This is a genomic window from Alkalicoccobacillus porphyridii, from assembly GCF_007293315.1.
GTDB lineage: Bacteria > Bacillota > Bacilli > Bacillales > Bacillaceae_D > Alkalicoccobacillus > Alkalicoccobacillus porphyridii.
Window position 1 is genome coordinate 182,021 of record NZ_VLXZ01000006.1, and the last position, 20,830, is coordinate 202,850.

The 20,830-nt window shown below is 41.3% G+C and carries 18 protein-coding genes; all 18 read left to right on the forward strand.

Annotated elements, in window-relative coordinates; translation table 11 throughout:
• Window positions 1-6 precede the first annotated feature (6 nt).
• Window positions 7-870: a 4-hydroxy-tetrahydrodipicolinate synthase gene (gene dapA, locus FN960_RS11710; RefSeq protein WP_143848906.1), complete on the forward strand. Its 864-nt coding sequence runs from the start codon at window positions 7-9 to the stop codon at window positions 868-870.
• A 234-nt stretch (window positions 871-1,104) separates the two neighbouring features.
• Window positions 1,105-2,772, forward strand: a complete 1,668-nt coding sequence (locus FN960_RS11715) for a ribonuclease J (protein ID WP_143848907.1) — start codon at window positions 1,105-1,107, stop codon at window positions 2,770-2,772.
• 624 nt (window positions 2,773-3,396) lie between these two features.
• On the forward strand, window positions 3,397-4,122 hold the full coding sequence (locus FN960_RS11720) for a ClpP family protease (protein ID WP_143848908.1): 726 nt from the start codon (window positions 3,397-3,399) through the stop codon (window positions 4,120-4,122).
• Window positions 4,119-4,340 (forward strand): YlzJ-like family protein, encoded by a 222-nt coding sequence (locus FN960_RS11725; protein ID WP_143848909.1) that lies wholly within the window; start codon window positions 4,119-4,121, stop codon window positions 4,338-4,340. The genes FN960_RS11720 and FN960_RS11725 overlap by 4 nt, the downstream gene beginning before the upstream one ends.
• 120 nt (window positions 4,341-4,460) lie before the next feature.
• Complete coding sequence (locus FN960_RS11730) at window positions 4,461-6,836, forward strand: DNA translocase FtsK (protein ID WP_143848910.1); 2,376 nt, start codon at window positions 4,461-4,463, stop codon at window positions 6,834-6,836.
• A 30-nt stretch (window positions 6,837-6,866) separates the two neighbouring features.
• Window positions 6,867-7,586 (forward strand): GntR family transcriptional regulator, encoded by a 720-nt coding sequence (locus FN960_RS11735; RefSeq protein WP_143848965.1) that lies wholly within the window; start codon window positions 6,867-6,869, stop codon window positions 7,584-7,586.
• Between the two features lie 225 nt (window positions 7,587-7,811).
• The gene (gene yfmF, locus FN960_RS11740) at window positions 7,812-9,104 is read left to right on the forward strand and encodes an EF-P 5-aminopentanol modification-associated protein YfmF (RefSeq protein WP_143848911.1); all 1,293 of its coding nucleotides are present in this window, start codon (window positions 7,812-7,814) and stop codon (window positions 9,102-9,104) included.
• Complete coding sequence (yfmH, locus tag FN960_RS11745) at window positions 9,085-10,371, forward strand: EF-P 5-aminopentanol modification-associated protein YfmH (protein ID WP_143848912.1); 1,287 nt, start codon at window positions 9,085-9,087, stop codon at window positions 10,369-10,371. The genes yfmF and yfmH overlap by 20 nt, the downstream gene beginning before the upstream one ends.
• Complete coding sequence (gene ymfI / locus FN960_RS11750; RefSeq protein ID WP_143848913.1) at window positions 10,368-11,084, forward strand: elongation factor P 5-aminopentanone reductase; 717 nt, start codon at window positions 10,368-10,370, stop codon at window positions 11,082-11,084. Before yfmH ends, ymfI begins: the two co-directional genes overlap by 4 nt.
• Window positions 11,085-11,160: 76 nt before the next feature.
• Complete coding sequence (locus tag FN960_RS11755; protein WP_143848914.1) at window positions 11,161-11,409, forward strand: DUF3243 domain-containing protein; 249 nt, start codon at window positions 11,161-11,163, stop codon at window positions 11,407-11,409.
• 215 nt (window positions 11,410-11,624) lie between these two features.
• Window positions 11,625-12,392: a DUF3388 domain-containing protein gene (locus FN960_RS11760; protein ID WP_143848915.1), complete on the forward strand. Its 768-nt coding sequence runs from the start codon at window positions 11,625-11,627 to the stop codon at window positions 12,390-12,392.
• Window positions 12,393-12,412: 20 nt separating this feature from the next.
• Complete coding sequence (locus tag FN960_RS11765; protein WP_143848916.1) at window positions 12,413-13,309, forward strand: helix-turn-helix domain-containing protein; 897 nt, start codon at window positions 12,413-12,415, stop codon at window positions 13,307-13,309.
• Window positions 13,310-13,598: 289 nt separating this feature from the next.
• Window positions 13,599-14,177, forward strand: a complete 579-nt coding sequence (pgsA, locus tag FN960_RS11770; protein WP_143848917.1) for a CDP-diacylglycerol--glycerol-3-phosphate 3-phosphatidyltransferase — start codon at window positions 13,599-13,601, stop codon at window positions 14,175-14,177.
• 15 nt (window positions 14,178-14,192) lie between these two features.
• Window positions 14,193-15,440 (forward strand): competence/damage-inducible protein A, encoded by a 1,248-nt coding sequence (locus FN960_RS11775; RefSeq protein WP_143848918.1) that lies wholly within the window; start codon window positions 14,193-14,195, stop codon window positions 15,438-15,440.
• Complete coding sequence (locus FN960_RS11780) at window positions 15,437-17,044, forward strand: DEAD/DEAH box helicase (RefSeq protein WP_143848919.1); 1,608 nt, start codon at window positions 15,437-15,439, stop codon at window positions 17,042-17,044. Before FN960_RS11775 ends, FN960_RS11780 begins: the two co-directional genes overlap by 4 nt.
• Window positions 17,045-17,294: 250 nt before the next feature.
• A complete protein-coding gene (recA, locus tag FN960_RS11785) occupies window positions 17,295-18,344 on the forward strand; it encodes a recombinase RecA (RefSeq protein WP_143848920.1) in 1,050 nt (349 codons plus the stop codon).
• A 62-nt stretch (window positions 18,345-18,406) separates the two neighbouring features.
• Entirely contained in the window at window positions 18,407-19,396 is a 990-nt protein-coding gene (locus FN960_RS11790) for a metallophosphoesterase family protein (RefSeq protein ID WP_143848921.1), read from the forward strand.
• On the forward strand, window positions 19,389-20,813 hold the full coding sequence (locus tag FN960_RS11795; RefSeq protein WP_143848922.1) for an AAA family ATPase: 1,425 nt from the start codon (window positions 19,389-19,391) through the stop codon (window positions 20,811-20,813). The genes FN960_RS11790 and FN960_RS11795 overlap by 8 nt, the downstream gene beginning before the upstream one ends.
• Window positions 20,814-20,830 lie beyond the last annotated feature (17 nt).

Sequence of the window (20,830 nt, forward strand, 5' to 3'; positions counted from 1 at the left end):
GAGTAGATGGATTTCGGTCGTGTTTGGACAGCAATGGTCACCCCTTTTAATACAGAAGGGAAGTTGGATCTTGAGGCAACAGCCGAGTTAGTTGATCACTTAATTTCAACTGGTACAGAGGCATTAGTAGTCGCTGGAACCACTGGAGAATCACCTACGTTGTCTCTGTCAGAGAAGGAAGAGTTATTTCGATTTGTTTTGGAGCACACCAAAAAGAGAGTGCCTGTTGTTCTAGGAACGGGTTCTAATGATACAGCTACATCGGTGGAAACCTCAATTCTAGCTGAAAAGCTTGGAGCAGATGGGGTTATGGCAGTTGTACCTTATTATAATCGTCCATCCCAACTGGGAATGCATGCACATTTTACAGAAATTGCTCAAGCGATTTCTTTACCAGTCATGCTATATAATGTGCCGCACCGAACTAGCGCTCATATGCTGCCTGAAACAGTGATCTCACTTTCAAAAGAATCGAATATAACAGCTTTAAAAGAAGCAAGTGGTGATTTAGAACATTTTGCAGCCGTAATTGATCAGACAGATGATTCCTTTTTTGTTTATAGTGGAGACGATTCAATGACGCTTCCGTCTCTTTCCATAGGGGCAGCTGGAGTTGTCTCCGTTGCATCGCATGTCATTGGAAATCAAATGCAGGATCTAATTGCAGCCTTCTTTGCGGGAGAGGTTGAGCGCGCGAGCCAAATACATCGAGCTCTGCTTCCAAAAATGAAGGCATTATTCATCGCTCCAAATCCTGTGTGTGTGAAGCATATGTTAAAGGAAATCGGTGTGGATGTAGGACCAACTCGATTACCTCTCATTGGGATATCAGCTGAGGAAGAGGCCTTACTCAAATCAATATTTGCTTAAATGTTCTTCTAACCCGACTATTACAGTCGGGTTTTTCATTGTGGTTGCGTCTTGTTTTTCACTAGAAAAATAAGGTATACTAAGTTCAAGTGATGCGTTCGGGTGCTTATCTTTGATAAGTGGTAAGTCTATAAGTTCTAAACTGGGGAACGGAATCGACCAGGCGACCTACACGTGTTAAGGACGCCGATTTTGATATGAGACATTTGCGAAATTGTATAGGAGGAAAGACCATTGTCGAAACAGATAACAGAGAAAATTCGCGTATTCGCCCTCGGGGGAGTAGGCGAAATTGGTAAGAATATGTACGGAGTAGAAGTAGACGAAGATATCATCATTATTGATGCAGGTTTAATGTTTCCTGATGATGACATGCTAGGTGTGGATATCGTTATTCCAGATGTATCCTACCTAACAGAGCAAATAGAACGAGTAAAAGGGATTGTCTTAACTCATGGACATGAAGATCACATAGGTGGTTTGTCCTATGTACTTAAAAAAGTAAACGTTCCAGTCTACGGAACAAAACTAACATTAGGATTAGTGGAAGAGAAGCTTAAAGAAGCGGGAATTTTACGATCTGTTAAGTTAAAAACGATTGATGCAAAATCACGTATAAAAATTGGCAGCACCCCGGTATCCTTTTTCCGGACAAGCCATAGTATCCCTGATTGCGTAGGGATATGTATTGAGACTTCTCAAGGTTCAATTGTACATACGGGTGATTTTAAATTCGATCAAACACCTGTGGATGGAAAACAAGCCGATATCGGAAAAATGGCGAATATAGGACATAAAGGCGTACTATGCCTTCTTTCAGATAGCACCAACGCTGAACGTCCTGGAACAACAAAGTCTGAATCAGAGGTTGGAGTGGGCATTACCGATGTTTTTCGTAAAACGGAAGGCCGGTTAATTGTTACCTCGTTTGCATCCAACGTTCATCGTATTCATCAAATTATTGAAGCAACGGCGAAAGCTAATCGAAAGCTAGCCATTGTGGGTAAGAGTATGCTGAGAGTGATTTCTATTGCGACTCGCTTAGGATATCTTGAACCGCCAAAGGATTTAATTATTGACTTGGATGAAGTAAATAAGTATAAACCTGAACAATTGGTTATTCTCACAACCGGAAGTCAAGGAGAACCAATGTCAGCGTTAACAAGAATGGCAAAGGGTGCGCATCGACAAATTACTATTAATGCGTACGATACAGTGATCATTGCAGCATCGGCTATTCCAGGAAACGAGAAATCCGTTTCCGCTGTAATTGATAAGCTTCACCGAATTGGTGCTGAAGTGGTATATGGCTCTTCAAAGGTTCATGCATCTGGGCATGGAAGCCAGGAAGAATTAAAGCTTATGCTGAATCTAATGAGACCGAAGTATTTCCTTCCTATTCATGGTGAGGTTCGCATGCAGCATGCGCATCGTAACCTGGGCATAGGTGTTGGGATCCCGGATGAGAACATTTTTGTTGTTGAAAAAGGTGAAGTGATCGAGTTTACGAACAAACAAGCCAGAAGAGCAAGTAAGGTACCTTCAGGAAACGTACTAATTGACGGACTTGGTGTTGGGGACGTTGGTAATATTGTGCTACGTGACCGAAGATTACTTTCAAAGGATGGCATCTTAGTTGTAGTGGTTACACTCAACAAAAAAACGGGCACTATTGAATCTGGTCCAAACATTATCTCTCGTGGGTTTGTCTATGTACGAGAATCCGAACAGCTATTGGAAGATGCAAATGAGCTTGTGACCAACATCCTTAAAAAATGTATGACGGAAAAAGTAAGCGAATGGTCTTCCCTAAAAAGCAACGTCAGAGAAGGCTTAAGCCGTCACCTCTACGAAAAAACAAAAAGACGTCCAATGATCTTACCAATCATTATGGAAGTATAGTGATAAAGATATAGGGCTAGGACAGAAGTAATATAACTAATCGAAAATCTGAACAATGTTGGAGTCACTCCAATTCATTGTTCAGATTTTTTTATTGATAGATTGCGCCGCCGAAATACAAATCCGTTTTTCAGAGGTATTTCAGGAGAGTTTATCTTGCATAAATACATAAAGGACTTGGATATTATCAGAGTCTTGCTTCTTTGCTATCCCTCCCGAAAAAAAATAGGACACGCTTACCACGGGAGTACCCCCGCTAACCCAACTCCGTCAATTTATCTCAATGAACCTTTTCATCGAGGCCATTGAAAAACGATCTTTATAAGACTGTGAAGTTCTACAATTATTTAATTTAGAACGTTAGCGGAAGGAGAATTCGTAGACTCCTGCGGAACAGAACGCGGCAGACCGACATCGAAGTGGTGGTTGTCCGCTTCGAGGGCTGAGGCCGTTCTTGCGGGTGCGAAGGGTTCTCCTGTAGCGGCGCCATTCAGCTCATTCATACATGACTTTTTTTGTGGTCTCCTTTCATGGATGGTTCATACCTAATGTCCTTCATAAAGTATGAGGCATCACCTTATCGAACATACTACGGCTATGAGAACATGAAGGAGAGTGAAGGATATGAGTGAGAAACCAGGACAGCCGGAGACACAGCCGAATCAGGATGAAAAAAAATCGTCACTTGTTGAAAAAATTCAAGAGCTAGGTCAAACAAATGTGCCAGAAATGGAAGCATCCAATATTCATTGCCTGGTCGTTATCGGGCAAATTGAAGGCCATATGCAATTACCACCTCAGAATAAAACGACAAAATACGAACATATCATTCCCCAGTTGGTTGCGGCAGAGCAAAATAGTAAGATTGAAGGATTGCTCATCATTTTAAATACAGTCGGAGGAGATGTAGAAGCTGGCCTTGCAATTTCAGAAATGATTGCCTCCATGTCTAAACCATCTGTAACCCTTGTACTCGGAGGAGGTCACTCCATAGGAGTTCCGATTGCAACCGCCTCTCACTACTCCTTTATTGCGGAAACAGCCACGATGACCATTCACCCTATTCGCTTAACAGGGCTCGTTATTGGTGTACCACAGACATTTGAGTATCTTGATAAAATGCAAGAGAGGGTCATCAAGTTTGTTACGGCTCATTCAGAAATCAGTGAAGATAAATTTAAAGAACTCATGTTTTCAAAGGGGAATTTAACACGGGATATAGGCACAAATGTAATAGGTTCTGATGCAGTAAGCTACGGTCTTATTAATGAAGTAGGAGGCATCGGACAGGCTATGAAGAAGCTCAACCAACTTATAGAAGAGTATAAACAGGGGGAGATCCTACAATGATTTTGTATACAATGATGCCTCAAGAAGAAATCTTTCCTCCCGATGAAGAAGCATTTAAACAACAGCTTCACCTACCTATTGAGGGGGGGAGTTTAATTGTTCAACGGCTTGATGAAGGGAGATACAAAGTTGTACAGCTCATTTCAGGAAATCCATCCTTGTATCTTCATCCACAATACTCGCCTGGAGCCATAGTTGATACAAATCACCTAATTTAATACCCGATCTCGCCCCAGAATATGCTATAATGAGAGCCATCGAATCGTACATGTTAAGCAGCCTCTTTGGCTGCTTATTCATATACAGGATAGACGAATGGACAGAAGGGTGACCGCATAATGGCAAGACGAAAAAAAAGAAAAAATACAAATTGGAAATCCCAATTAACGTATGAAATTGTAGGCTTGGGATTGCTAGTTATTGCGGTTGTTACACTTGCTAGACTTGGCAGTGTGGGTGAAGCCTTTGTACGCTTGTTTCGTTTCTTTCTAGGGGAATGGTTTTTCCTTATGGCTCTAGGGCTATTGATTGTGTCATTATTTATTATGTTTAAACGGACAAAACCATCCTTTTGGACAAGGCGGATGGCAGGGTTTTATACCGTTGTACTATCACTTGCCTTGCTAGGACATTGGAGTTTATTTCGGACACTTGGTGCAAGCGGCGGTTTTGATGACACCTCTGTGATACGAAATACATGGGACTTGTTCTGGCTTGAGGCAAGTGGTCAGAGTACAAGTGGTGAGCTTGGTGGAGGTATGATTGGAGCCGTTGCATTTGCAGTCAGTCATTTTTTATTTGCAAGTGGAGGCACGATTTTTCTATGCATCATTTTACTCATTATTGGTGTAATTTTGATTACTGGCAGATCAGTATCTGAGCTGTTAGGCAAAGGATTTCGTAGCTCCTATCTAACTGTCGCGGATTTCTTCAGCTCTTTATTTAAAGAGAGCTTGCAATGGAGCAAACAATCTCGAGAGAAGCTAAAGGAAGAACGAGCTCTTCGAGAAGAAAAGAAAAAGCAACAGACACACGCAAAACCTAAAAAAACACGTTCTCATCAGACCGAGCCAGAGCTTGAGGAGCCGCAGGCAGAGGGAATTCCTGAAATTGTAGATTTTACTCAGCATGCGTATCAGGAAATGAATAATGAACAAACGGAGGAACAGAAGCCTAACAAACCGGCAAAGCCATCCGAGTCAGGTACCCCACCTACTAAAGAGGAGCAGGATGAAGAGCTTGCGCCAGGTCCACTTGTCACTGCTGGTGAGACGAATGAGGCCTATACACTACCTTCTTTTGAGTTATTAAAACCTGTTACAGCAGTTGGTCAGCACCAGGAAAAACAGCAGCTCACTTCAAATGCAAGAAAGCTTGAACAGACACTTGATAGCTTTGGTGTAAAAGCTCGTGTGACAAAGGTTCATCTTGGACCTGCCGTAACCAAATACGAGGTGAATCCAAACGTTGGTGTGAAGGTTAGCAAAATCGTGAATCTAGCCGATGATTTAGCTTTAGCATTAGCTGCAAAAGATATTAGAATCGAAGCTCCCATACCAGGAAAGTCAGCCATTGGTATTGAGGTACCAAATAAGGAGGTTGCGGTAGTCTCTTTAAGAGAGGTACTCGATTCTGCACCTTCTAAGGCTGAAGAGCATGTGTTAGCTGTTGGTCTTGGACGGGACATTTCGGGGGAGCCGGTTTTAGCTCCATTAAACAAAATGCCGCATCTACTCGTGGCAGGGGCAACTGGAAGTGGAAAAAGTGTTTGTATTAATGGAATTATTACGAGCATTTTAATGAAAGCCAAACCACATGAAGTTAAACTCATGATGATTGATCCCAAAATGGTTGAACTAAACGTGTATAACGGTATTCCGCACTTATTAACTCCGGTTGTAACAGAGCCGAAAAAAGCATCTCAAGCCCTAAAAAAAGTTGTGGCAGAAATGGAACGTCGATATGATTTGTTCTCTCATAGTGGAACGAGAAATATCGAGGGCTACAATGATTTAATTCGAAAACAAAATCAAGCTGGGGATGAAAAACAGCCATTTTTACCTTACATTGTTGTTATTGTTGATGAGCTTGCAGACTTAATGATGGTTGCATCTGGTGATGTAGAGGACTCAATAGCTAGACTTGCTCAGATGGCAAGAGCGTCAGGCATTCATATGATTATTGCAACTCAGCGTCCTTCCGTAGATGTCATTACAGGTGTGATAAAAGCAAATATTCCATCAAGAATTGCCTTTGGTGTTTCTTCTCAGACCGACTCAAGAACAATTCTGGATTCCGGCGGGGCAGAGAAGCTGTTGGGACGAGGAGACATGTTGTACATGCCTGTAGGCTCTAACAAACCAACGCGAATTCAAGGAGCATTCTTGTCCGATGAAGAGGTTGAATCAGTCGTTAATTTTGTTATTTCCCAGCAAAAAGCGCAGTACCAAGAGGAGATGACTCCTTCAGAAGAGGCGGAAGCCCCACGTGAAGAGGTTCAAGATGAGTTATATTCATCAGCCGTTGATCTTGTTCTAGAAATGAACACGGCTTCGGTATCGATGCTGCAACGTAGATTCCGTATAGGTTATACACGAGCGGCTCGATTAATTGATGAAATGGAAGTACGCGGTGTAGTTGGAAAGTATGAGGGTAGTAAACCAAGAGAAGTGTTAATCACAGCAAGAACAGAGGATGAAGCATCAAATTCTTAGGAAGCTATAAATATGAATGGGGGAGAGACTGTGATCAAAACCGATTACAGACCACTATATTTACAGGTTATAGATAAGCTGCGAAAAGATATAGCGCAGTATGAAGAAGGACGACAGCTTCCATCTGAATTTGAGCTTGCTAAACAAATGGGCGTTAGTCGGGCGACTTTACGTGAGGCATTAAGGTTGTTAGAGGATGAAGGTTTATTAGTCAGGCGGCATGGTGTAGGTACATTTGTGAACGCCCGACCATTACTTACATCAGGAATTGAAGAATTATCAAGTGTCACAGATATGATCCGGCAAGCAGGTATGGAGCCTGGGACCATTTTTTTATCAGATTCAGTACTCGAGGCAACAGCCGAGGACCAAGTCCAGTTTAAAGAATCCGATCTTGAGCAAGTATTTCAAGTAGAACGATTACGCACAGCGGATGGCATGCCCGTCGTCTATTGTTTAGATAGAGTGCCAAACCATTTGCTGGCTAACCGTTCCGTTCATGAAACACGTTCGCTTTTTCAATTTTTAAGTGATATTGGTAAAACCATTACGTATGCAGTGACCTATATCGAGCCAATTGGATATCATGAAACGGTCTCCGAGCTTCTTGAATCTGACGCTGGAGCGTCCTTGCTATTATTAAATCAGACTCATTATGATCAGTACGATCAACCCATCCTATATTCGCAAAATTACTTCCGGGCAGATAAATTTAAATTTCATGTTCTGCGTAGGCGGAATATGTCTTAAGATTAAGCTTTTGATGTAGCAAAATAAGAACAATTTGAACCGTAACATGGAGGAGTGAGCCATGTTGGTTCGGATTGTTCTTTTTATTTTTGAAATAACGACCTACCAACCCATGTTACGAATGTTTTTTTAAGCTCTAAGGAGGCATGAATGATTCCTTATTATGGTATACTAGAAGGATGGATGAATGGATAAAAGATAAGTGGAAAGGGATGTGGGGCAATTATGGAACAAAAGGATCAGCAGTTTTCTCATCAAGGGATACGCGTCCATGTGATGAAAACAGATAAATACAAAACAACAACATTTATGGTCATGCTTCGAGCGCCATTAGAAAAAGATACTGTATCAAAAAGAGCACTCCTACCACATGTGCTTCAAGGTGGTACAAAACAATGGCCAACTAGACAGAAGCTCCGTGTACATTTAGATGACTTATATGGTGCAAGATTAAGTGGAGATGTCCGTAAAAGCGGGGAACAGCACGTGATTTCTTTTTTTATGGATGTTGCAAATGAACGCTATCTAAAGGAAAAGACTTCACTTTTAGGAAATGCTTTAGATGTGCTTTCAGATGTGTTACTTCATCCTTTTACCGAAAACAACGGCTTTGCAAAGGATGTCGTTGAATCGGAGAAACGTACTCTGAAGCAACGGATTGAATCTGTTTATGATGATAAAATGCGCTACGCTAATATGAGAGCTACTGAGGTTATGTGTAAGGGTGAGCCGTATGCCATTCCGGCATTTGGCGATAAGGAATCTGTCGATGCGATAACAGCTCAGGATCTCTATGATTATTATCAAAGCATCCTAAAAACAGATGGCATAGATCTTTATGTGGTTGGAGATGTAGATGAAAAGCAAGTAAGTGAGCAAGTGCACAGCTTATTCCAGCTTTCGCAGCCTGCACCGCAAAAGCAAGTAAGTGTACCCGCGCCTGTAGCCGTTGATGAGGTTAAAGTTGTTCATGAGAATCAGGATATTAAGCAGGGAAAGCTAAATATGGGCTTTCGTACACATACTCAATATGGAGACAGCGACTATGCAGCGATGCAAGTATTTAACGGGTTATACGGCGGATTTACTCACTCTAAACTCTTTGTAAATGTACGTGAGAAAGAGAGCTTGGCTTATTATGCAGCTTCCAGACTAGAAAGCCATAAAGGCATTCTTATGGTTATGGCGGGTATAGAATTTGAGAAATATGATCGTGCTGTGGAAATCATTAACGAGCAGTTTGAAAAGATGAAGCAAGGCGACTTCACGGAATCTGAGATTGACCAAACTAAATCAATGCTTAGAAATCAATTGCTTGAAGCAGCAGACTCCGCTTCTGGTCAAATTGAATTAAATTATCGGCAACAGCTCAGCGCTGCGGATGATACGGTGGAGGACTTACTTAAACAAATAGAGCAGGTTAGTAAAGAAGATATCATACAAGCGGGAAAAAAATGCGAGCTTGATACGATTTATTTTTTGAAGGGAGGATCCAAGCATGAACCAGATGCCGTTTAAACAGCTACAAGAGACGCTGTATCATGAAACTTTAGATAATGGCCTTCAAGTATATGTTCTCCCTAAAGAGGGCTTTAATAAAACATTTGCCACCATTACAACCAAATACGGATCGATAGATAACCGTTTTACTCCGATTGATGGTGAGAGCGAGCTACAAGTTCCTGATGGCATTGCTCACTTTCTAGAGCATAAGATGTTTGAAGATGAGCATGGAGACGTTTTTCATGATTTTAGTAAACAAGGTGCTTCCGCAAATGCTTTTACAAGCTTTACAAGTACAGCGTACCTGTTCTCTAGTACAGCAAATGTAGCTAAAAACCTTGATACTCTCGTCAACTTTGTCCAACACCCTTATTTTACGCCAGATAGTGTAGAAAAAGAAAAGGGAATTATTAATCAGGAAATCACCATGTATGATGATAATCCTGATTGGCGGTTGTATTTTGGCACAATTGAAAACATGTTTGAACACCACCCTGTAAAAATTGATATTGCAGGTACCATCGAATCCATCTCACATATCACAGATGAGTTGCTGTATACCTGTTATCATACCTTCTACCATCCAAGTAATTTACTTTTGTTTGTGGTGGGTCCTGTTGATCCAAAAGAAGTTATGAAGCAGATTAAAGAGAATCAAGCAGGAAAAAGCTTTGCACCTCCTCAAGACATTAAACGTTTTTTTGATGAGGAACCAGACCAAGTAGCTAAAGACAAAACGGTGATTCAGATGCCCGTACAGTCGCCTAAATGCTTAGTGGGTATCAAAGAGACGGGAGCAGAGCGACAAGGAAGTGATTTACTTAAACGTGAGCTTGCTATTAAGGTATTACTCGATTTAATGTTTGGCCAAAGCTCAGAGAATTATCAAACCTTGTATCAATCTGGATTAATTGATGATACGTTTTCATATGAATATACAGCTGAACGTGGTTTTGGTTTTACCATTATAGGTGGAGATTCTCCTGATCCTGATGTATTTGCACAAAAGATTAAAGAAATGGTTCAGGATTTTGCTTCTTCAGAAATTAATGAAGCGAACATGGAACGCGCAATTAAGAAGAAAATCGGCTCATTTTTAAGGTCGTTAAATTCACCAGAATTCATCGCCACCCAGTTCACCAGGTATCAGTTTAATGAGATGAATTTATTTGATGTTGTTCCTACGTTGGAAGCTATGACCAAGGAAGATCTTCAATTCATTCTACAGGATCATTTTCAGCTTCAGCGTTCTACTGTGTGTCAGGTACGCGCACATACATGAGAGTCCTGATTACAGGAGCTTCTGGTGATATTGGCGCGGCTATTGCCGAAAAGCTCGCAAACCCGGGGTATATTATGTATTTGCATTATCACAAGAATAACGAGCGTGCTGAAGAAGTCAGAAAGCAGTGTGAAGCTGCGGGGGCAGAAGCGTTCTGTCTCCAGGCTGATCTTACAATGACAGAGGGGGCTGCTAAGCTTGTAGAGCAGCTATTTACCCCGGTAGATATTATCATTCATGTTGCTGGGCATTCTTTGCAGGGTCTGTTTACCCAAACGACAGATGATGAGCTAATGGATGTAATGATGGTTCATTTGTTTAACCCTATAAAAATTACTCGAGCTTTGCTACCGACTATGATTAATCAGCAGTCCGGGAAGGTAATCGGTCTATCTTCTATTTGGGGAGTGATTGGTGCTTCTAATGAAGTACTCTATTCAACGGCTAAGGCTGGACTAAATGGATTTATAAAAAGCTTGGCCAAAGAAGTGGCATTAAGTGGTGTTCAAGTTAATGCTGTGGCGCCAGGTGCCATAGACACGAGTATGCTTGCCGTCTATTCATCTGAGGAGCTTGAAGCATTAAAGCTCGACATTCCGGCTGGTAGATTAGGTAGCCCCACAGACATTGCTGAGACTGTTTCATTTCTTGCAAGTAATCGTGCTGACTATATAAATGGACAAATCATCGAGGTTAATGGTGCTTGGAATTAATGGTGAATTTTTCTGCATAAAATTGTACAAATGACGAAAGCTAAGGCTGTAGTACAATTTAAGGAGGAATGAAACCATGTCTGTTGTAGATAATTGGGATCACTGGAAGGAATTTTTAGACGGTCGTTTGGATCAGGCGCAAGAAAAAGGATTATCGGATGAGGTTATCTCAGACGTTGCTTACCAGGTTGGTGAGTACCTTGCCAGTCAAGTTGAGCCTAAAAATGATCAAGAGAGAGTTCTAGCTGAGCTTTGGAAAGTAGCAGATAAAGAAGAACAGCATGCTATTGCTAATATGATGGTTAAACTTGTCGATCACAAATAAGTAGTAGACCTAAAGCCTTGCGCCGTTATGAAATGTAGCGGCGCTTTTTTTGTCGGATCGATGTGTAAGAATAAAGAAAATAATAAGCTATTACAAAAATCCTTTCATTTGCGTTAAAAATCCATTATCATTAACAAAAGTAATGAATTTTTTAGCTTAATTTGTCAGATTGTACGAAAGACCACTTTGATAGGACAAAGGCGGTGTGGGTTAGTATGAAGGAATGGTATTTTGAATATCAATTACTGGAGAACAGACCAGGGATTCTTGGTGATATTTCTTCGTTGTTGGGTATGCTTTCTATTAATATAATGACGATCAACGGCATTGACGACAGTCGCCGCGGTATGTTGCTTAGTAGTGACAGCGACGATCAAGTAGAAAGATTTAAAGCAATCTTACATACAATAGGCAGTGTGTCTGTAACAAAGTTTCGTGAGCCAAGGGTGAGAGACCGGCTTGCGATCCGTCATGGTCGATATATTGAGCGTGACGCTGCAGAACGAAAAACGTTTCGTTTCATTCGTCGAGAATTGGGCTTATTAGTTGACTTTATGGCTGAGCTCTATAAGCGGGACGGTCATTATCTTGTAGGAATACGGGGAATGCCTCGTGTAGGAAAAACCGAATCAGTTGTCGCAGCGAGTGTGTGTGCTAATAAACGTTGGTCCTTTATCTCCTCAACTCTACTGAGGCAAACTGTGCGCAGTCAACTAGCAGAGGACGAGCTTGGTGGAGACCATATCTTTATTATTGATGGTATTGTTTCTACGATGAGATCAACAGAGAAGCATAGAACATTGGTTGCTGAGGTTATGAGGCAGCCGGTTGTAAAAGTCGTAGAGCATCCGGACATTTTTGTGAGAGAAACCGAGTATGAATTAGAAGATTTTGATTGTATCATAGAATTAAGAAATGATGAGAACGAGAAAATCACGTATGATGTGGTAGAACCTGGATTCTCTTCCTTTGATATTAGCTAAAGGTGTAGGTAGGTGTTAGAATGTCAGATTTAGGTTTACAGTTAAAGCAAGCACGGGAGGATAAGGGATTATCTCTTGAAGATTTGCAACGAACGACTAAAATTCAAAAGCGGTATCTAACTGCGATTGAAGAAGGTCGTTTTGATTCATTACCGGGATTATTTTATGCACGAGCATTTGTTAAAACGTATGCAGAGGCAGTTGGTTTAGATGCTGCTGAGCTTCTTGAACAATATAAAAACGAGCTGCCACAGCCAAGCAAGGAAGCTGAGAATATTCCGTCAAGATCAGAGAGGCGTAAACCAATTCCTGATCCGCCGAAACGTCAGCCTCGTGCCTTTTCTATCTTGCCCGTAGTAGCGGCTATCCTTTTCTTAATCGTTATTATCGTTGCTGTGTATATCTTCCAAAGCAACTTTTCAGGTAGCAATGATCCGGTCATTAACGATGATGAGCCATCAATCGATGCTGACTTTGGAGAGCAGCCAGATTCAGATGATGAAACAACAACTGATGATGATGCCACTGGAGATGAAGATGGAGCAGCTGATGATGACGCTGCTGATAATGAAGAAACAGGCTCAAATGAAGAAGATGAGGAACAAACGAGCGAGTTGACGCTGAATGAAAGCTCAGGCAACACCTCTTTTCTAGAGCTTGACGCTTCGGAATTTCAATTAACGATCGATTTTACAGGTGCATGTAGTGTAGATATTCGCAATGCAGATGGGGATTTTATTGTTTCACCAAGCACGTTGAATGCGGATGACGAAATCATAGAAGACCTTAGTGAAGAAGAATCAGTTTTAATTAACTTAGGTGCTTCACAAAATGCGATCGTCACCATTAATGGGGAAGAAGTTGACATGCCACTAGATGCTGTTCATCAGAAGCTGGATATCACCTTTAACCCTTAATTAAAAATAGTCAAAAGCAAATCCGGACCATCACATGAACACTGTGTATGAGTCCGGATTTTCGTATTTCACACGATGTGAGGAGCTTGGACCCTGCCTTGGAAGCGTGGTTTATGCTTGAGCATCATTAAGGCTGCTTAATCCTTTGATATCTATGAAATACTGCTATAAAGACTATGCTTTAACGTTTGCGGGAAGGATATGATACAATGGTCAGGTGATAACCCCTTATGAGGTTAAGAATCTGGAAACGTTAAACGAATTTTTGTATAGAAAGAAGGGGCTAGGTTTGAATCTGCCAAATAAGATTACCGTTTCACGTATTTTTTTAATTCCTGTTTTTATGCTATTTTTATTAATTGATTGGCCATTTGGAGTTATTGAGTTTTATGGTACCGAGCTTACGGTGTCTAATCTTATTGCTGCACTGATCTTTATTATTGCCTCAGCAACAGATTGGTTAGACGGTTATTATGCGAGGAAGTTAAATCTAATTACAAACTTCGGAAAATTTCTAGATCCACTTGCAGATAAACTATTGGTCACTGCTGCACTAATTGGACTAGTTGAGGCAGGGGTTGTTGCTGCATGGATGGTCATTGTCATTTTAAGTCGCGAATTTGCTGTAACAGGTATTCGACTTGTAGCTGCAGCAGATGGTGATGTGATTGCTGCAAGCCAATTGGCAAAGTGGAAAACAGCCTCACAGATTGTGGCTATTTCAATTTGTTTGCTTCATAATGTGCCATTCTCAGCACTGTCCATCCCACTTGATCAAATTTCAATTTGGATTGCAACCATTCTAACCATTGTCTCCGGAGTTGATTACTTTTTAAAAAGCAAGCATGTTCTTTTGAAATCAAAGTAATGAGGAGGTCATCGAATGAACGCTGAAATTATTGCTGTAGGATCAGAATTACTACTTGGTCAAATAACAAATACAAATGCTCAATATTTGTCTAAACAGTTGGCAGAGATAGGGATAGATGTGTATGTACATACTGTAGTTGGTGATAACGAAAAAAGACTTGCTAACTCATTGGAGCTTGCTGCCGAGCGCGCTGACATAGTCATTTTAACCGGTGGCTTAGGTCCAACAAAGGATGATCTAACCAAAGAAACAGCAGCTGCTTTTTGTGGGAGAACCTTAGTGCACGATGAAAAAGCTCTGCAATCCATTACAGATTTTTTTGAAAAACGTAAGCGACCAATGACTCCTAATAATAAGAAGCAGGCGCTTGTTATAGAAGGCTCCACGGTTTTAACAAACCACACAGGAATGGCACCAGGAATGCTGCTTGAAACGGAGAAATGTACGTTGGTTCTTATGCCCGGGCCGCCAAGAGAAATGCAGCCTATGTTTGAGCTGGAATTAAAGCCTCGGTTACTTGATGGCTCTGGAACGGCAATTACTTCACGGGTTCTTCGCTATTTTGGCATTGGAGAATCACAGCTTGAAACAGATCTAGAGGATTTAATTGATGCCCAAATAAACCCAACGATTGCCCCGCTTGCCGGCAATGGGGAAGTAAAGCTGCGGTTAACAGTGAAGCATACAGATGCAGATGAAGCGGAGCGGATGCTGGATGAAACGGAGCAGTTGATCCAAAAACGTGTAGGAGAATTCTTTTACGGGTATGGAGAAATAGGTTTAATGGAACAGCTAGCCATCCAATTAAAGAGAGCAGGGCAATCAATTTCTGCGGCAGAAAGTTTCACGGCTGGGATGTTTACAGCCGGACTTACATCATATAAAGGCGCTTCTGAGATTTTTTCTGGAGGGCTCACAGCTTATTCTTCAGAGGTGAAGGAGAATATGCTACAGGTGTCGAAAGAAACGATAAGACAGAGTGGGGTAGTAAGTGAAGCATGCGCAATGGAAATGGCAGAAAATGTTCGAAAACTTTTTTCTTCTGATATTGGCGTTTCTTTTACGGGGGTGGCTGGACCCGATCCACAAGAAGGGAAAGAACCGGGTACTGCCTATATCGGTATAGCCGGATTTAAAGAGGAAGTGCTTGTTTTTCCTCTGTCGCTTAGTGGAAACCGTCAAGCCATTCGAGAGCGTGCAATAAAGTATAGCTGCTTCTACTTGTTGAACGAATTAAAAAGGTGGAATGCAACACAATGACGTATTTTACAGATTTCAAGATTTCAGAACCAATTAAAAAAGCCATTCAAGACATGGGCTTTGAAGAACCATCTCCAATTCAAGAAAAGGCTATCCCTGCCATTCTTGAAGGGGGCGATGTAATTGGTCAGGCACAGACAGGTACGGGCAAAACAGCTGCGTTTGGAATCCCAGTAGTCGACAAGGTAACCAATGAGCCTTACATTCAAGCATTAATTCTGACGCCTACACGAGAGTTAGCGATTCAAGTTTCTGGAGAGCTACAAAAGCTTTCTGTACACAAACGAATTCGCACTCTTCCCATATATGGAGGGCAGTCAATCGGTCATCAAATTCGTGCTTTGAAACAAGGTGTACATGTGATTATTGGTACGCCTGGGCGAATCTTGGACCATTTAAGACGCAAGACTTTGAAGCTAGATCGAGTTCATACGGTGGTTTTGGATGAAGCAGATGAAATGCTTGATATGGGGTTTGTTGAAGATATCGAGACGATCCTCGGCCAAGTGAATACAGAGCGCCAGACGCTACTGTTCTCAGCGACGATGCCCCATGCTATTCGTAAGCTATCTCGCAAGTACATGAGTCATCCCAAAACTTTAACAATTAATAAAGGGGAGGTAACAGCGCCTCTTATTGAACAGAGATACTTTAAAGTGTTAGAAAGAAACAAAGTGGATTCACTCTGTCGTATTATTGATAGCGACGATGTTGAACTGGGTATTCTTTTCTGCCGCACAAAAAAAGGGGTAGCAGAATTAACAGAAGCACTTCAGGCTCGTGGTTATTTAGCGGATGGACTGCATGGGGATTTATCTCAAGCTCAACGAGATGTTGTCATGAAAAAGTTTCGTGATTCCTCTATTGAGTTTTTAATTGCGACTGATGTGGCAGCAAGAGGCATTGACGTGCAAAATGTTAGTCATGTTATTAATTACGATATTCCTCAGGATCCTGAGAGCTATGTTCACCGGATTGGTCGAACAGGTCGTGCCGGACGAACAGGACTTGCATTAACACTTGTTACGCCTAGAGAGATGAAGCATCTTCGTTCCATTGAGCAAGAAATTAAGATGTCGATTCCATCTCATGCTGTTCCAACTCTTGAAGAGGTGGTTGAGAAGCAGCAAAACTCTTGGAAGAAGCTTGTGATTGATACGATTCAATCTAAAGAAGAGGATAAGGAGCTTTTTGGTCCTCTTGTAGAAGAACTACTCGCAAGCTATCCAGCGGAAGACATAGTTAGGGCTTTACTAAAGCTTCAATTCTCAACAGAATCTAGTACCGACGAACCGGGCTATCAATTCGGTGAGACGGGTGGAGCGCCTGGCATGATTCGTTTCTTCATTAACGTGGGCCGAAACGTCAAGCTAACGCCAAAAATTCTTTCTGATGAAATTTCCAGACTAGTAGGAATTCCGGTGCAGAGTATTGGTCGAATAGATATCTTTGAGAATTTTACGTTTGTAGATGTTCCTGAAGAATCTGCTCCATTTGTATATGAAGCCCTTCGCTACTCACGGATTAATGGTGCTAGGATTAATCTGGAGCCAGCTAAACCTCGCCCGAAAAGAACAAATCGTAATAACACAACCTCCCGTTAAATTGTATAAATGCAGCTTAGTTCTAAGCTTGGCTGCATTTATTACCTCACCAACAGGTATATATTTCTAAGTGCTCGTAAATTTTCCCCCTTTAAAATAGCCCCACTCTGTCTGTTTGAAAAAAATGCGAATAAATGTTCGGTTTTCTATTGGCAAATCTCAAAAAACGAGTTATGATAGAGCAGAAGATTAAAGAAATAGTTTATAGCTTGAATCCATGTATGAGTTGATAAATAGAGGAGAGATTGATATGAGCGATCGTAAAGCAGCATTAGATATGGCCCTTCGCCAAATTGAAAAGCAATTTGGTAAAGGATCAATTATGAAATTAGGAGATCAAACGGATCAACGTGTATCTACAATCTCCAGTGGTTCATTAGCTTTGGATATTGCATTAGGAGTAGGTGGATATCCAAGAGGTCGAATTATTGAAGTATACGGTCCGGAATCCTCAGGTAAAACCACCGTGTCACTTCATGCGATTGCTGAGGTTCAAGCAAATGGAGGAACAGCCGCGTTTATTGATGCTGAGCACGCTCTTGATCCAATCTATGCACAGAAGCTTGGTGTAAATGTTGAAGAATTACTTCTTTCACAGCCGGACACAGGGGAACAGGCTCTTGAGATAGCAGAAGCACTTGTACGTAGTGGTGCAGTTGATATTATTGTAGTAGATAGTGTGGCGGCACTTGTTCCTAAGGCTGAGATTGAAGGGGACATGGGAGATAGTCATGTCGGTCTTCAGGCGCGTTTAATGTCACAGGCCCTTCGTAAGCTTTCAGGTGCGATTAGTAAATCAAAAACGATTGCGTTATTCATTAACCAGATTCGTGAGAAAATTGGTGTAATGTTTGGGAACCCGGAAACGACGCCTGGTGGTCGTGCACTTAAATTCTACTCATCTGTGAGACTAGAAGTACGTCGTGCTGAAACATTAAAACAGGGTAATGACATGGTTGGGAACAAAACAAGAATTAAAATTGTTAAAAACAAAGTGGCACCTCCATTTAAACAAGCTGAAGTAGACATCATGTATGGAGAAGGCATTTCAAAGCAAGGATCTGTTCTTGATATTGCGGCTGATCTGGATATTGTTTTAAAGAGTGGGGCATGGTACTCATTTAAAGATGAACGTATTGGTCAAGGACGTGAGAATTCGAAGATTTTCTTGCGTGAGAATCCTGAAATGATGGCAGAGATTGAGGGGTTAATTCGTGCTCATCACGGATTAGATGGAAGCAATGATGCTCCAGCTCCTACTGAAGAGGAATTTGAAGATGTACCATTGGATCTGAAATAAGAAATGAGTTGAATAAGCACCGTACTGGTGCTTATTCTTTTCAGTTTTTGAGGTGAAACGGAATGAAATTTTTATATTTTACAGATACACATATACGCGGTACGACACCCAAAAATAGACTCGATACGTTTTCTGAAACAATTAAGGATAAATTGTCTGAAGTGATTGACATCGCTCAAAAAGAACAAGTAGATGTCATGCTGCACGGCGGGGATGTGTTTGATCGCCCCGACCTCTCTCCCAATGTCGTAGGACAGTTTGCTAGGTTGTTTCGCTCAGCACAGATTCCCATTTATGCGATATCAGGTAACCATGATACATTTGGGCATAACCCAGAAACCATTTCACGTACGATGCTTGGACTATTAGACTCATTTGGTATTATGACAATCATTCATCCGAATGAACCACTGCTAATCGAGAAGAATGGAGTAAGGGTACAGATTTCTGGTCAGCCTTATCATTATGACCTAGATCAACGAGATGTGAAGCTAGACTATTACCCTATGAACCAACATAATGCAGATTATATGATTCACCTTGTGCACAGTATGCTTGTTGAAAAAGCATTACCCGAAGGCATCCCTTATACATTAGTTGATCACATATGGAGTAGTCCGGCTGATGTCATTCTAACCGGCCATTTTCATGGAGGCTTTGGCATTAAGGAGCGCGATGGGAAGTTTATTTGTAATCCAGGTGCTATTTCAAGAATCAATAATCATTGGATGGAGCTGAACCGTTTTCCAAAGGTTGTAATTGGACATGTTACGAAACAGGGGATTACTCTGGAGGAACGAGTTTTAACAACAGCCAAAAAAGGAGAAGAGGTTTTAGATCGAACCTACGTAGAAAAAGCGTTAGATCAGGAAGAAAAACTTCATGCCTTTGTGCAGCAGGTAAAAGAACAAAGTGAATTTAAACATTTGCACATGAATGATATTATCCGAGAACTTGCTTCCCTTTCAAATGTAGAGGAGAGGGTAAAGCAAGAAGCGTTACGTCGGATGACACAAGTTGAGGAAAGCTGGGGAGGCGATATTGATGGCTAACATAGCAAGCGTACGTCTTGAAAATTTCCAGTCGCATCTTGATTCAGAATTTTCCTTTACGGACGGATTAAATGTGTTAATCGGCCAATCAGATAGTGGAAAAACAGCAGTCATTCGAGGCATTCGCTGGGCGCTTTTTAATCAGCCTCGCGGAACCGACTTTATCCGAGCGGGTAGTGACTTTGTACGAGTGACTATTCGATTTGATAACGGTGATACGTTAATACGGGAGCGGACAGCCTCAAAGAATCGTTATATGACTGAAAAGCAGGGTGAAGAACGACAAATCTATGAAAGTTTCGGAAATCAGGTTCCGGAAGAGGTATTGGACTTGCATCATATGCGTCCATTAAAAATAGATAGGGATCACGAGTTAACGATTCACTTAGCCCAGCAGTTAGACGGACCATTTTTGCTTGAACAAGCGGGTTCGATGAGAGCAAAAACCATCGGACGAATTAGTGGCGCTCATTACATAGATGCAGCGATTCGAGAAACCTCTCGTGATCTTTCCTCACTTAATCAAAGCAAAAAATGGAGCGAGGAACAAACGGAACAGCTTAAAGTAGATTTAGAGCCATTTAAAGATATAGAAAAAATGGGAGAAACGCTTCAGCATGCATTTAATCAAGTAGACGAATTAAAAAGAAAGCAATTAAGGCTTGAACAACTGTTAAAAACCAGCTCTTCCCTCCAGGTGATACATGCTGCTAAAGAAACAACTGAAAGGCAGCTGAAAAGTGTGGAGCAGCTTCCAAGAATGGAGTTTTTATTCCAATCCTTACAGCTGACGAGTTTACGATATACTTCATTAAAGAAGCAAAAGCTTTTACTTGAAACACATCAACAGCAATGGTCAAAGGTGCAGCATCATCTTAAAAAGACAGAAGCACTAGATCAAATGAATCAAGCCTATAATCAAAGTGATGAAATGCAGAAAAAGACAAGCAAGCTACGTCATTTGCACCACCAGTATACAAAAATGATTCAAATCAAAGAAAAAGCACAAAAAGTAAAAAATCAAACTCATTTTATTCAGGAGATCGATGTAGATTGGCAAGACCGTCTGAAGCATTTAGAGCAAAGACGACAACAATTCATTGTGTTACACGACCGTCTGATTGCAATGGAGCGACAGGTACGAGATCAAGAGAATAAGAAGCAATCGTTTATGCAATCCGAGCAAGCTCGCGAGGTTGTTGATGAGATATCTACGAAATTACAAAGCTATCAATGGATAAAAGCAAAGCAACTAGAATACAAAGAAGTAAATAGACGATTAAAAGATGGTCAGCAATTTGTAGAGTCAAAAAAGAGTGAGCTTACGAAGCTTCAAGCTGAGTATGACGAACTCATCAAAAAAGACGGTGTTTGTCCAACCTGTGGTCAAGTTATTCAGCAAAATCATTCTCATTAATAGAGAGGAGCACAAAC

Bases quoted from the DNA above. Each gene is read 5' to 3' on its own strand.
- dapA (WP_143848906.1), top strand. From the start codon at position 7: ATGGATTTCGGTCGTGTTTGGACAGCAATGGTCACCCCTTTTAATACA.
- FN960_RS11720 (WP_143848908.1), top strand. From the start codon at position 3,397: ATGAGTGAGAAACCAGGACAGCCGGAGACACAGCCGAATCAGGATGAA.
- FN960_RS11725 (WP_143848909.1), top strand. From the start codon at position 4,119: ATGATTTTGTATACAATGATGCCTCAAGAAGAAATCTTTCCTCCCGAT.
- FN960_RS11730 (WP_143848910.1), top strand. From the start codon at position 4,461: ATGGCAAGACGAAAAAAAAGAAAAAATACAAATTGGAAATCCCAATTA.
- yfmF (WP_143848911.1), top strand. From the start codon at position 7,812: ATGGAACAAAAGGATCAGCAGTTTTCTCATCAAGGGATACGCGTCCAT.
- yfmH (WP_143848912.1), top strand. From the start codon at position 9,085: ATGAACCAGATGCCGTTTAAACAGCTACAAGAGACGCTGTATCATGAA.
- ymfI (WP_143848913.1), top strand. From the start codon at position 10,368: ATGAGAGTCCTGATTACAGGAGCTTCTGGTGATATTGGCGCGGCTATT.
- FN960_RS11755 (WP_143848914.1), top strand. From the start codon at position 11,161: ATGTCTGTTGTAGATAATTGGGATCACTGGAAGGAATTTTTAGACGGT.
- FN960_RS11760 (WP_143848915.1), top strand. From the start codon at position 11,625: ATGAAGGAATGGTATTTTGAATATCAATTACTGGAGAACAGACCAGGG.
- FN960_RS11765 (WP_143848916.1), top strand. From the start codon at position 12,413: ATGTCAGATTTAGGTTTACAGTTAAAGCAAGCACGGGAGGATAAGGGA.
- FN960_RS11775 (WP_143848918.1), top strand. From the start codon at position 14,193: ATGAACGCTGAAATTATTGCTGTAGGATCAGAATTACTACTTGGTCAA.
- FN960_RS11780 (WP_143848919.1), top strand. From the start codon at position 15,437: ATGACGTATTTTACAGATTTCAAGATTTCAGAACCAATTAAAAAAGCC.
- recA (WP_143848920.1), top strand. From the start codon at position 17,295: ATGAGCGATCGTAAAGCAGCATTAGATATGGCCCTTCGCCAAATTGAA.
- FN960_RS11790 (WP_143848921.1), top strand. From the start codon at position 18,407: ATGAAATTTTTATATTTTACAGATACACATATACGCGGTACGACACCC.
- FN960_RS11795 (WP_143848922.1), top strand. From the start codon at position 19,389: ATGGCTAACATAGCAAGCGTACGTCTTGAAAATTTCCAGTCGCATCTT.